Origin of the sequence: Ensifer sp. CCNWLY38 (assembly GCF_037120565.1) — a bacterium.
Lineage (GTDB): Bacteria > Pseudomonadota > Alphaproteobacteria > Rhizobiales > Rhizobiaceae > Ensifer > Ensifer adhaerens_H.
Map to the genome: position 1 here is coordinate 1 of NZ_JBBBBO010000010.1, position 12,624 is coordinate 12,624.

A 12,624-nucleotide genomic window follows, 5' to 3' on the forward strand; every position below is an offset into this window, starting at 1 on the left:
GGCGTCGTCCCGGCCGGAACCGTGCCGATGTTGATGCCCGGCGTCGTGTCGTCGGTCGTCGCCGCCGTGCTCGCCGGATCCTGGACCGAGCCGGCATTGTCGGCGTAGCTCGCCGGTGCAGCAGGTGCCGTCGGCGCCGTCGTGTCGACCGTCACCGAAAGCGCCACCGAAGGCGCGCTCTCGTTGCCGGCCGTATCCGTCAATGAATAGCTGATCTGGTGCGCGCCTTCCGGCAAAACGTTGACCGGCGTCAGCGTCCCGGTCGCCGCGTCATAGGTCGCGGGAACCTTCACGCCATCGACATAGAGCGACGGTGTCGTGCCGGCTGGAACCGTGCCGATGTTGATGCCCGGCGTCGGGTCATCGGTGGTCGCCGCCGTGCTCGCCGGATCCTGGACCGAGCCGGCATTGTCGGCGTAGCTCGCCGGTGCAGCAGGTGTCGCCGGCACCGTCGTGTCGACGGTCACCGAAAGCGGTGCCGACGGCGCGCTCTCGTTGCCGGCCGCATCGGTCAGCGTGTAGCTGAGCTGGTGCGCGCCTTCCGGCAAAACGTTGACCGGGGTCAGCGTGCCGGTCGCTGCATCATAGGTGGCATCGACCTTGGTGCCGTCGACATAGAGCGACGGCGTCGTGCCGGCCGGAACCGTGCCTATGTTGATGCCCGGCGTCGTGTCGTCGGTGGTCGCCGCCGTGCTCGCCGGATTCTGAACCGGGCCGGCATTGTCGGCATAGCTCGCCGGCGCAGCAGGTGTGGCCGGGGCCGTCGTGTCGACCGTCACCGCAAGCGGCGCCGACGGCGCGCTCTCGTTTCCGGCCGCATCCGTCAATGAATAGCTGATCTGGTGCGCGCCTTCCGGCAAAACGTTGACCGGCGTCAGCGTCCCGGTCGCCGCATCATAGGCCGCGGGTACCTTCACGCCATCGACATAGAGCGACGGCGTCGTGCCGGCTGGAACCGTGCCGATGTTGATGCCGGGCGTCGTGTCGTCGGTCGTTGCAGCCGTGTTCGCCGGATTCTGGATCGCGCCGGCATCGTCGGCATAGCTCGCCGGTGCGGCGGGTACCGCCGGCGCGGTCGTGTCGACGGTAAAGACGAAGGGTGCCGACGCTGGACCCTCGTTACCTGCCTTGTCGACGTTGGTCGTGGTGAGGCTATGCGCGCCTTCCGACAAAGGCGTCGCTGGCGTGAAGCTCCAGTTGCCGGAACCGTCCGCCTTCACGGACCCGATCAAGGCGCCCTTGTCGTAGATGTTAACGGTACTGTCCGGCTCGGCTCCCGAACCCGCCAGCCTTGGCGTCTCGTCGTTGGTGAAGCCGCCATTGACGACCTGACCTATGACCGGGGCTCGGTCGTCGCTCAGGCCGCCAATGGTCGGCGCCGTCAATGGGGAGGTTGCATCGACGGTGAAGGTGAGCACAGCGGAGGGCGAACTTACATTGCCGGCCTCGTCGGTGACCGTCGCTGTGATACTATGTGGTCCCTCGCGCAGCGGCGTCGTCGGCGTGAAGTGCCAGGAACCCTCGGAATTCACCCGAGCCGTGCCGATCTCCACTCCATTGTCGAAAATCGTGACCAACGCGCCCGGCTCCGCGGCCCCCTTGAGGGTCGGGGTCGTGTCATTTGTCGTGCCACCATTCGAAATAGGGCCGGTAATGGGCGCCTTGTCGTCTGTGCCGTTCACGCTAGGCACCGACGGGGCGATCGTGTCGACGACGATCACGAGTTTCGGAGATGCCTGGCTTGTATTGTTCGCCTTGTCGGTGGCCGTCACGGTCACTTCGTGAGCACCATCGGCAAGCGGCACTTGCGGCGTGAAAGTCCATCGGCCGTCAGCGCCGACGATCGTCGTACCGATCAGTTTGCCATTGTCGTAGACCTTGATCGTGCTTCCGGCCTCGCCGGTGCCCGACAGCGTCGGCGTGGAATCGTTGGTCTTCGAATTGTTCGCGATCGGGCCAACAACCGGAGCCTTGTCGTCCATTGCCACCAGCGTCGGCGCATTCGGCGCAGTCGTATCGCGCGGCTCAGGATCGTCGTCACCCCCGCTGACGGCGGCGATTGCCCCACCGGCAGCGGCCGCCCCCAGAATACCGAGCAGGGCCGCAGTGGAATTGCCTTCTGTGATCCGCTCGTAGGCAACCAGTGGATCAATAAGGCCGTCACCACCCGAACCCAGGGCCTGACTGAAATTCGTCAGCCATCGCTCGCCGTCATGGACGAACACCAGGTTGTTAAAATCAGCTCCATTGGCAAAGAAACCCTGGACGCGAAGTACCCTGCCATCGGCAAACTCTATGGTTAGGTCGTCGCCTTGGCGCACGTAGTTCGAAACGCTCTTCTGATCAGTTGAAAGAAGAAAGTTTGCTGGACCGTTCGGGGCCGCAATAGTCCCCGATTCCTGATTGATGGCGACGTTGGCGTGATTGTTCAGGACGGCAGAAGATACCATTTGCGAACTTCCTTATTACTTCAAATGCGCCCAAAGCGCGTATTTGCGATTAGAAATCGTGAAGAACTGGGGGAACTACGGGTCAGCCGAAACCTTCGGCCACGACTGCAATCGGTGTTTGGAGGGAGTTCATGAACTCCCGCCCCACCCGAGCCAGGCCGTGCCGGCGATCAGGGCCCAGAACAAAACTCCCAGGGAGATGGCCCACTGCAACCAGCGCAATTCGAAGCGGGGAGGCAAGGAAACGACCCTGGCGTCAACAGCAGATGCTGCAGGCGGCATCTCCACCACATATGCGAGTGCCGGCGGCACCGGCCGGCGGCCGAAGGCACCCCTCGTCTCGTGAACGGACACTTCAGTGCCGGGCTCAACCCCGGCATGCTGGGGTGGGTCAATGAAGAAACCCTGCTGCCAGGCCGCGCCCGCCTGCGCCGCTGCATCGCAATCAGCCTTCGTCTCAACGCCCTCGGCTACGACCGTCCCGCCAATCGCACGCGCAAATCCGACAAGGGCCTTGAGCGCCGCCTGCCCCCGCGAGGACCGTCTCGCCTGACGGACGAAGAAGGCGTCTATCTTTACGATATCCGGCTGCAGGGCGTAGAGATTCCGGATCGCGTCGCGTCCTGCACCAAAATCGTCCAATGCGATGCGGCATCCAAGCTGTCGCAGCCGCTGCGCGAATGCAATTGCAGCGGACATCGACGGGAAACCCGAGGTTTCCGTGATTTCAATGGTTATACGCTCGGCAAGCTCATGTTCCGCCTCAAGCGCTGCGCTAAGAGCTGCCCACCAGCCGTCGAGGCAGGCACTCTGCGCGGAAATGTTGACCCCGAGACGTCGCTCCGGCTCGACGCGGAGCTGCTCGATCGCGAGCCACATGATATGGCAATCAAGGACTCGAATTAACCCAAGTCGTTCAAGCGCCATGATATCGAGCCCTGGCCCGCGAGGCAGTCCCGCCTCTTGGGGGAGCCTCAACAAGCATTCCTCATAGAGCTGCTTGTCTTTCCGAAGAGCCATGCGAATTGGCTGGAAAGCGAGCGACAGATCACCGGCCTTCAAATCGGCCAATAGCCGCGCCGCGACGCGCATGTCATTCCGATACCGTTCCGCCCACCCCGTGTCATGGGTGACAGGCTCACCCGCAAATGGCGCGTCGCTGGCGATGGCGCTCAAAGCCTGGTCGCCGCCCGGCTCCGTCGACAGTCCCTGTTCGTTGCACACGCTCACTGAAGGAGCGATGTGAATGCACTGCTCGCCAACAACGATCGCTTCGAGAGCAAGCGCTCGCAGCAAGTCCTCCATCTGGGGAGATGATGCAGCCGGTGCTGTATTGACCCGCAACAGCCAGCCATCGGCAATCTCAACTGCGGCACTCTCCCCCGTATCGCGCCCCTCGCCACCGCTTGCGGGGCTACGGGAATTGCCATTCAGGAACCGCTCGATCCGTTTCGCCACCACCTGGTGGACCATCGCGGCGACAGGTTCTCCGAAAGCCACAGCAACGTGCGCTCCATTGAGAATGCGGACTTCCATCCGGCACGGCTGGCGCCGCTCACGCCCCGTGTGTTCGCCTCCGAAACTTTCCGGTAACAAACCTGTATTTCCCGTGCCACTGAGCAATCTTGCATCCCCAAAGAGCTCTTGTGCCTCTCGCCGTCGGTCACCAGAGCTTGTCGAGGTGCTGCGAGAAACTGGGGCCAAAATAGCCGCGGCATTCTGTGGCGTATTTTCGATTGGTATGGCGGCTTACAAATTCGGATCGAAATTTCGGAATTATGTAGCAAATGCCACCAACCGAAAGCGCTGCGGCGCTGGCAGCTTTGGGCCGAGAGCAGCCAGCGGTCGTCCGCAATGCGCCCCATTCCGGCCGTTCCGGCTGACTTTGACCTTGCCCAAAACGGACGTTTGAACTAGGGCTGCGGTTCGTGCGGCTACGATTCTTCCGATCTATTGGAGCAGCAGGGTTCTGGTCGGCATGTATGCTCGTCGCTATCAGTGATGAGACACACTCAACGTGATGGAAGGTTCCCGTGCCGGCTCGAACCCGTTCGCAAAAAATAGGCGACAAAGGCCAGAATCAGGTTCGTGAACAGGTGGATGCGCATCCCCATTGGATGTGTAGATTTCAGGACCTCGACTACGGGGTCGACCTTGAAGCGGAATACGCGCCCGCCGAAGGCGACGTTCAGCGCCCCGCAGGCAAGCTGTTAAAACTACAGGTCAAGGCGACCGAGTCGGCCGACGTGCGCGGACAGTTGGTCCACGTCGCACTTGAACGATCATTCCTAAGTTACGCGCTGCAGTTCCGGTTGCCGGTGATCCTTGTGCATGTGGACGTGACGACGCGTTCGGCTTGGTGGCTTTGGCTCCAGGCCTGGGCGCTGGAACACGAAGAGCGCCTTGCGTCATCGCCCGACAATGCAACTATCACTGTCCATATACCGCTTCATAAAACGCTCGAAACTGGCCTTGACCATGGACTTATCGATGTCGTAGCAGGCAAACACGCGTCGGCCGTGGTACTCGCTCTAAGGGAGCTGGCTGACGTTGCCGCTAGTGACGGCCAGCAGATCAAATTATTCAGGGGTGTGCTTGCACTGCTGGATGATATCGAAGCTCCGAATCGGCTCCGCACGGCAGAGAAGATCATAGAGCTTCTGGTCGGCCTGGGATCGAACCCTGGCTTGTGGCAAACGTCGCAGCTAATCCCGCAGATCGTTGCGACCGTCGAACGCCTTGGTGACATGTTTAGTCGGGACCAGGTCCTACGCCTGGTCCTGCGGTACGATTCCTACTCGCGGGCCGGCCTGGAAGGCTTAGCGACATTTTACGATCGCTGGCCAGAGCGAGCGAGGGCAATGGATTTGCCATCCGCTTTTCGGGATGCCGACGTAGAGGAAGTCGCATGGTATTGCTCTGCGCGTGAACATTACGTCGACCTTAGTGGCTATCAGCTCGTCATGCGTTTTAGCCACGGCAAGTTACCACAAGCTCGTTTCGGCAAACTCCAGCTACGAGACGATGATGACGTGTCGTACCGACTTTTCACAAAATATCCGACTCGAGGGAGCTCAATTCTTCTCGACAATCTGATGTGGGCGGAAGCCCAGGCGCCGGAAGCCTCTTGCTCGTAGTGTTCCGGCTGTATGGTCGTGGCGTCATGTGGGCACTATGCGGGCCACGCGGCCGAGGATGACCACTTTGACGGGCGATGATCTTTACGACTCCGAATATCATGGAGCGGATTCCTGCCCTCTCGCTTATGGGCGGCGGGACTGAGATAGCCGCCGTTCAAGTGGCGGCCGTGCTGCGACGGCAACGCGCCCTCATAATGGTCATCGCGCGACTGATCGCTGTCGCCGCACAAAGCGGACATAACGAAGTGACAACGCGGTTCCCAGATGCGCCAAGAGTAGACATCATTGCGCGATATGACCGATTTAGGGCCTACATGAAAGCGGACTGCTCACGGGTCGTAACTTTCCATAGACACTGCAGCCGATATGCGAACGTCCTATCGATCAGATAAACACTTGCACGCCTTGCATTTCATACGACTCTTCAAGATATTCGAGGAAAGCATTCTTCAATATCTCAAACCGACCTCGATGACTGACCGCGTCATTCGTACTTCTATTTAGTGTATCATACCGAGCATACTGTTGGTCTACGTCAGCAGCAGGGCCAATTGCTTTCTGCGCGTCCCGATGCTTTTGCCGTTCATCCTCAAATGATAAGAGAAACGGCCGAATGTCGTCACGGAAGTTCGGCAACACCGCTCGAACAAACCAATAATAAACAGGGAAAATTCCCGCTGAAGCAAGCAGTTGGTCGTGCGGTAGGAACACTTCATCCATAGCATCAAAGGTATCGAGGGCGCGGCGAGCAGCCAGCTCCAGCCGATTTTTATCTATCGCCTTGCGATCCACCTGTTGGCCGCGCGCAAAATCATCCAATGTTGTCTTCTTAGTCGTTACCGGCTTTTCTTCGTACTCGAAAATAAGCGCCTTTGCAGCGGCGTTTTGGTCACCAGCACGTTGAACGCTAAACCGAATTGATTCCTGAAATACCGAGTGCTCCGTCAAACGGCGAATAACCTCAGTAACGGGGCCAGCAATCGCATTTCGAACTTCGGCCCCGGTGAGGGCCTTACTTCTATTCAAACGAACAAACAGTTCGTTTACATCCTTTTCGTCATCTGCAACAACACTCATGATGTCGAAAGAAAAATTCTCAAACTCATCCGCGATTTGGCGATAATTTCTTCGGAGATCGCGAAGACTGAGTCCTCCGAGCTTCAGCGTTGGATCATCACGCAGCACAAAGTCAGCATTAAGTACCAACTTGTTGTCGAAAAACTCAAAAACGGTTTCAAGTCTTTGCTTCCCGTCAATGATTGCATATGGCAATTTCTTCTCATTGAGAGACGAGTTGCCATACTGAAAATCTGCAAGATAGAGTTTAGGGATATCGAAGCCATTTATGATGGAATCGACTAAAAAGCCTTTGTCCTGCGGAGACCACAGGCGTCCTCTGCGTTGATATGGAGGAGAGAAATCAATGCTTTCTCGTCTTCCGTACCACCAAATTAGAGTGCGAGTTTGGTGAGGTGTAATGCGGAGCTTGCCCATTAATAGTATCCGAAGCTTCGTTTTATTTCGAGTGATAGTCCAAAAAGGTCAGGATATATCGTGGATTCAGCAAATCCCTTACGGTGCAGAGACTTCAAAAACGGGTCAATATTCGTTTTTTGTATCACAAGCTTCTGTAGTGAACCGTCCGGAAAAGCTCCGTTGGTAAACACTTTTTCCATACCCTCTACACCCTTGCCAAAAAGTGAAAAAACACCTCGTTGAGCAACGATACGCGGGCTGTTATGCGTTCCATAAATCATAATAGGTATTGTCGCGCGCTGATCGATATCAGAACTCGGGCTATAGGCTTTTATTTCTTCGCAGTACTCGTCCAGAATATCCCCCGCGAACGAGATGTGATTTAGCGCTGTTCGATTCCAAGCAACTGGGTCACACATCCACAAAGCAACGTCACTGGCCGGCTTTCCTTTTGCATCCCGGCGAACGGACGTGAGGGCAAAATACAGTCCCACAAACGGACTTTCACTCCAGTCGAGCAGCCTAGTAGGAATGCCATAGTGCTGCATGTAAAAAAGCGACCGCCACTCATTAGTGAAATTCGCGTCCACAAATGGAGGCGATCGTTGCGCGAAACTATTCGCGATACCCTTTTCAATTCGGTTCAACTCGTCGGCCGATACGTTGGGGGTTCGTCGAGCTAGTGTCGGGACCAGAGAGTGGCTGACATTGCCGGAGCCCCGATACCACGCAAAATTTCTGCTTTCCTGAAATGTTTCAACTTGATCAAGCAGATCGCCGAACGATCCCGGTGTATGCTCAATTATTCCCGGCAATGACGCGCCCCCGCTTCCCCAAGCAATCTAAAATAGAACTTGTGCCTACGTGCCGTGAAAATGGATTTCGCGCAAGTGTTTCTGCCTGCAATCCTCTCAAGCCGCATGCCGGACTGACCGTTATCTCTTCCTTCTCTGCGGTGAACAGACCATTCGCGCCATTCAGCCACCAATAACCACCCATCGGAGGCGCAAAGCCAAGGTAAAAGCGAGCCCTTGGCGGCAAAAAGGCTCCGATGTCCGCTTCCCGTATTGGAAGTCCTAGCAGCGGACTGACGGCTGTCGGCCCCGAAGCGGATATTGGTGGCATTTGCTACATAATTCGGCGAAATTTCGTGCTTTGTCGCGTAGGCGCGGATAGCTAGGCGATCGCACGCCGGTATTCGCCGAGAGTTGCGCCAACAATCCGCTTGAACATCGATGCGAGATGGGCCTGGCTGGCGAATCCACACATTGCCGCTATCGACGAATAGTCGAATCGCTTGTCGCCGAGGAGCAGTCTTGCCCTGCGGATGCGGCGCGAAATCACATATTGGTACGGCGTCAACGACGTCGCCGCCTTGAACCGCCGAAGGAACTGCGCGCGCCCGAGGCCCACAACGGCAGCGAGTTCGTCGACAGTCAGATTCGACGCAAGGTTTTCCGCAACATAGTCGACCACGGCGCCAAGCTGCCTCGAGCTTAGAGATTCCGCGGCCTTGGGCACCGTGGTTCCAGGTCCAGCCGTGGAGTGACCGTGAAGAAGGTGAGAGGCAAGCGCGTGTGACAGATAGTCAATCTTGAGCGCGTTGGATTGCGGTGGCTCTTCCAATGACGCCCTGATCGCCGACATGAAAAGCCGCAGAGTCGGATCGTTCGCACCGAATAGCGACAGGATGCGGCGCCTGGACTCGCGATCGGTATAGAGTTCGCCAGCAACTTCCTCGAGGATCTCCTGTCTGAGGAAAACGTGCATCGCGTCGAGTGGTGTCGCAATCTCGTCGTGGACCGCTTCGCCCGACGCGGTGATTGAGACCAGATCTCGGGGCATCTGCTGATGTTGCTCGAGACCGGGTACCGAACGACGAACATCAATGGGCGTGAAAGTCGTCACAATCCAAACCGCCGGCACCGCGCCATGCAGTGCCTCGTGTGGTTGCTCGTCGGTCACCGCGGCAAACAAGCCTGTCCAACCGAATCCGGAACTCGACTTCACCAGTTTTACATTGGTGTCGATGCGAAGCGAAGTTTCCTCCAACCTGAACTCACTCAATGAGGAGACCCACTTGAGCGGAACGCCTGGCCGGGCACCTGTCGTACGCGAATTCGCCGCGGCAGGAGGAGCGTTCAAAGGTGAATCCGGAGGCGCCGTGTCCCCTCCTGCGCTTGACCTCCCCGAATGTCGGGCGTTCTTGCCCGCACGGTCGCCCCCAGATCCCCACTCAGACGAACTCATTTCCGGCACCGTCCAAACGGCAATCCCTGTAAAGTCTTCAAGCTTTCCTCTTTCTCCGGCAGCCGCCCTGGAGCCAAAGACGACACAGATTCCGGCGGGTTTGCCCCATACCAGTGCCCTGTCGCGGTGCTTCGGATTGGCTACAAAATCTGATGACGGTACGCCGACGGAGAGACCTTCATGAACCGGACAAACACCGTGGTGAGGTGCGCCGGGTTGGCAAATCCACTACGAGCGGCGACTTCCGCCAGTGTAAGCCGGGGGTCGCCAAGCAACTGCTTGGCCCTCTCGACACGCGCTGCCATCACGCGTTGATGCGGCGTCGTTCCCGTCGATGCCTTGTAGCGTCGCAAGAACTGTGCCCGGCTTAGACCGAGCAGGTGGGCGAGGTCGGCAATCGAGATTTCGCGAGGCAGATTGCTCTCGATATAGTCCCGAAGGAGTTGCATGTGCCGACCGGTAAGCCCAGGCAGAGATCGCACACTGCGCTCCATGCGTAACTCTCTGATCTGCGAGCGCAGGACATGGGCAGCAAGTGCGCGGGTGAGGTAGTCGACCTTGAGCGAAGCTTCACCCGGCGGATCATACAATGCCTGCTGTAACGTGCATAAAAGCGGCATCATCACGGGGTCATCCATGCAAAAGGCGGGCGCGACCCCGATGCCCTCGACATGCTCGCCAATAAGCTCCTGCGCCACTTCGTCAACAATGTCGGAGGACAGGAAGACGTGCAGGGCCTTGGCCGCGACTCCAACGACGTCTCGCGCCTCTTCGCCCGGAGGCGTGATCGTAATTGCACTGATTGGGATTGCGGGATCATAGTCCTCGCGACCGCGGATGATACGACGCAGACTGGTCTTGCCCAAACTCACGGCGAACCAGACAGCGGCTACGGGACGGCGCGCCGCCTCATGTGCACGCTCGTAAGTGATCGCTGCATACGCCCCCTCCCAGCCCGATAGGAGGCTGTCCTTGAGAAAGGTGACGGCGCCGGTATCGTCGAAAAAACTGCGATCAACTATCGCGCGAGGATTTTGGCGTTCCCTGGGCGCGGACGATTGATCAGCCTCCAGGCGTTGGGTTGATGCGAATACTAGGTCCATCAGACCTCCCCTGGCGCGCCCTTGCGCGGCGCCTGAGTTGTTCCTGGTCCCGATCCAACCCTCATAGTTTTTTACTTTAAGAAACGACAACAACAGATTGTTCTGCCGTTGTTTCCTATCGTACAGGGTCGCTGCGGAACATACCTTTACTTCCTACGCTGGCCCGCCCATTCGGCAAACGGTCATTTCGACAGGTATCTGGTCATTTTGGTGGGTATTTCGTCTTCAAGCCCATCTGCGCGCAGGCTTTCTCCAGCGCGCCCTACCAACACAATGGTTCGGCACGACCCGATTTTGATGCGGCGACATCGGCTGCCCGCAGCATCATCGCGAATTCGAGCGAAGTCACCGTGTGGTGCAAATGAATGAACGCCGGCAGAATCTCGATCGCCTGCCCACCGGGCGCGCGCACGACAAAGAGCCCTTGCTCTTGTCCTTTCTCGATCATGCGCCGGATATGCCCCCGCGACACCCCGAAGCTGTTTGCCATCTGGTTGTAAGCGCAAGAAACAACCGCCGGCTCCACCGGACCCTTGTTTGTGAGCGCAATCCACAGCTTGAACATCACTTCCCGGCCCGCGTTCTGCTTGCCGAAAAGATCGAACTCGGGGAGAGCCAAGAGGATCCGGCAACCGTTCGCATAAAGGCGAATGGATTCCGAATAATATCGACCGGCAAATTCCGGATCCGCACGCATGATCTGAAGATAGTCGTGCGTGTTTGAGAGCAATTGCATCGGCCGCAGCGTTGCGATCGTCATTGCCTCAGTAACGGCAAGCCCGCGTACCGTTGGCTCGATGCGCTTTATGCGTCGATCACAGGCCACACGAGTCTGATGGAGGTAGTTTGCATGCTTCATGATAGCGACAAGCGCAGCAACGCGGTTGGGCCCCGCCAAATCAAATCGTTCGGCAAACGCCTGCAAGCGCGTCGTGGTGGCGCCTGAACTCGGGTCGTGTGGATCTCTGGAACAATGCATCGCAAGCAATGCGATGCTGACCATATAACGGGCCTCCTCGCTGATGATCCTCGTCAGCGCGTAGGTTTTCTCGAAGTTATCGGTGACCAGCTCAGCATATAGGCGAAGCGCCGCATGAAACGATGGATGGCCCTGCAAAGCCTTTGCATCATCGATCAACCAGCACGGTAAATCGAGATCCTCGATTCTACGGCCTGCCGGTAACACACCGTTGATCCTCTGAACATTCATCGAACGGGTGCGCTCTTCTCGCCCCAGAATTCTCGGAATTATCATTCGATCTCCAAGCCTGTCGCCGCTCGGTTTCAGCTTGCCCGAGACGGTCATCATGCCTCTTGAATTCGATTGCCCTACGAAATCAGCCTGCGCCTCAAGGCTTCCGCGACCGCCTGAGTTCTGTTCGAGGCTCCCAGCTTTCTGGTGGCGGACTTCAGGTAGGTGTTCACCGTTTCGGTGGAATACGCGCTTCGCTCAGCTATCTCGTCACTCGTGAGCCCTTGCGAGGCCAAAGCGATGCAGCGCATCTCTCCAACGGTGAGGCGCAACCGCGTCCTCACTTCATCGGCAAATGGCTCCGCCGTAGCGTTGTGCAGGGGTTCGGCTAGAAATTGCAGATATTCCTGCTCCCCATCCGTCAACGGACGGCGGGAGGTTACGATGATCGAGCCATAAGCTCGTTCTGAGCGCGCGACCGGAACAACGGTGCGATGACCGATGTCGTAGCGCAGCATCAATTCGTGAAGCCGTCTCGATTTCTCATCGAACTTCTGTTCGCGCCAGGCTTCCTCGTCGGTCACGATTCGTTTTGCCGAAAGCGTCAGAGCCACGAGCGGATCGGCACTCAGGTGCCCTTCCGAGAAGTACGTGTGAAGATATTCCGCGGGAAAGCTGCTCGCCAGTAATGTTCCAGTGCCGAGTTCCATTCCCTCGACATCAAGTCCAGTGATGAGGATGTGCTCGAACGGAACGGTTGCTGCCGTCCTCTCTATCAGGCGCTGGCACTTGGAGAGCGTCGCCAGATTTACACTCCGAAACCAATAGGGCTGATGCGTCAAACTCATTGAAACGAATCTTTATGGTTGTATTGCCACTTAGATCTCACTTATCCCATTTTTGGGATATCGGAACCCCCATTTTTGTGACGATTTAATGAAGCGGCTCAAACAGCACCCGCCCTTATGCCCCTGCACCATCGCTTGAGTGTTTCATCTCTCAGATGCCACTTG

General features: G+C 57.8%; 9 protein-coding genes. 1 reads left to right on the forward strand and 8 read right to left on the reverse strand.

Annotated features, from left to right (window positions below):
• Together V7S54_RS21110 and V7S54_RS21115 are read right to left on the reverse strand one after the other, a co-directional pair.
• Nucleotides 1-2,450: Ig-like domain-containing protein (locus V7S54_RS21110; protein WP_336408679.1), on the reverse strand; the 2,450-nt coding region annotated here is incomplete at its 3' end.
• A gap of 129 nt (nucleotides 2,451-2,579) precedes the next feature.
• Complete coding sequence (locus V7S54_RS21115) at nucleotides 2,580-3,986, reverse strand: EAL domain-containing protein (protein WP_336408680.1); 1,407 nt, start codon at nucleotides 3,984-3,986, stop codon at nucleotides 2,580-2,582.
• 497 nt (nucleotides 3,987-4,483) lie between these two features.
• Here V7S54_RS21115 and V7S54_RS21120 point away from each other — a divergent pair, with 497 nt between their 5' ends.
• Nucleotides 4,484-5,587, forward strand: coding sequence for a DUF4365 domain-containing protein (locus V7S54_RS21120; protein WP_336408681.1), 1,104 nt, complete (start codon nucleotides 4,484-4,486; stop codon nucleotides 5,585-5,587).
• A gap of 387 nt (nucleotides 5,588-5,974) precedes the next feature.
• Here V7S54_RS21120 and V7S54_RS21125 read toward each other — a convergent pair whose 3' ends face one another.
• The 6 genes from V7S54_RS21125 to V7S54_RS21150 all read right to left on the reverse strand — a co-directional run bounded on the left by V7S54_RS21125 (nucleotide 5,975) and on the right by V7S54_RS21150 (nucleotide 12,459).
• Nucleotides 5,975-7,084 carry a DUF262 domain-containing protein gene (locus tag V7S54_RS21125; RefSeq protein WP_336408682.1) on the reverse strand — a complete coding sequence of 370 codons (1,110 nt, stop codon included), beginning with the start codon at nucleotides 7,082-7,084 and terminating at the stop codon, nucleotides 5,975-5,977.
• Nucleotides 7,084-7,881 (reverse strand): FRG domain-containing protein, encoded by a 798-nt coding sequence (locus V7S54_RS21130; RefSeq protein WP_336408683.1) that lies wholly within the window; start codon nucleotides 7,879-7,881, stop codon nucleotides 7,084-7,086. Before V7S54_RS21130 ends, V7S54_RS21125 begins: the two co-directional genes overlap by 1 nt.
• A 361-nt stretch (nucleotides 7,882-8,242) precedes the next feature.
• The gene (locus tag V7S54_RS21135; protein WP_336408684.1) at nucleotides 8,243-9,133 is read right to left on the reverse strand and encodes an AraC family transcriptional regulator; all 891 of its coding nucleotides are present in this window, start codon (nucleotides 9,131-9,133) and stop codon (nucleotides 8,243-8,245) included.
• A gap of 323 nt (nucleotides 9,134-9,456) precedes the next feature.
• Nucleotides 9,457-10,419 carry an AraC family transcriptional regulator gene (locus tag V7S54_RS21140; RefSeq protein ID WP_336408685.1) on the reverse strand — a complete coding sequence of 321 codons (963 nt, stop codon included), beginning with the start codon at nucleotides 10,417-10,419 and terminating at the stop codon, nucleotides 9,457-9,459.
• Nucleotides 10,420-10,681: 262 nt separating this feature from the next.
• A complete protein-coding gene (locus V7S54_RS21145) occupies nucleotides 10,682-11,725 on the reverse strand; it encodes a hypothetical protein (RefSeq protein ID WP_336408686.1) in 1,044 nt (347 codons plus the stop codon).
• 23 nt (nucleotides 11,726-11,748) lie between these two features.
• Nucleotides 11,749-12,459, reverse strand: coding sequence for a helix-turn-helix transcriptional regulator (locus V7S54_RS21150; RefSeq protein WP_336408687.1), 711 nt, complete (start codon nucleotides 12,457-12,459; stop codon nucleotides 11,749-11,751).
• Nucleotides 12,460-12,624 lie beyond the last annotated feature (165 nt).